The 239-nt window shown below is 43.5% G+C and carries 1 protein-coding gene; it reads right to left on the bottom strand.

Going from position 1 to position 239, the window contains the following annotated elements; all coding sequences use genetic code 11:
• Nucleotides 1–9: 9 nt before the first annotated feature.
• Nucleotides 10–239 (bottom strand): hypothetical protein (locus AAEY75_RS16950; RefSeq protein ID WP_352260339.1); only part of this gene is annotated, 230 nt, incomplete at its 5' end.

Raw genomic sequence — 239 nt, 5'->3', positions numbered from 1 at the left:
GAGTTAAGGTTAACTAAGCTTAAAGCGCGATACCACGCTTGATAACTCAACACTGCTTTGTTTGAGTTTGTCGCTAGCGCGAGTTAAATCTTTGGTGTTACCCAATGATTGCTCAGTAGATTGTGATAAATCGTTAATTCTTAAATTCACCTCGTCTGCGGCTGATGTTTGCTGCTCTGTGGCGCGAGCAATTTGGCCGTTCATATCGGTGATCACCGATACCAGCCTGTCTATTTCAT

The organism is Psychrobacter sp. TB55-MNA-CIBAN-0194 (assembly GCF_040309505.1).
Classification (GTDB): domain Bacteria; phylum Pseudomonadota; class Gammaproteobacteria; order Pseudomonadales; family Moraxellaceae; genus Psychrobacter; species Psychrobacter fozii.
This window is presented reverse-complemented; position numbering and strand designations above follow the sequence as displayed.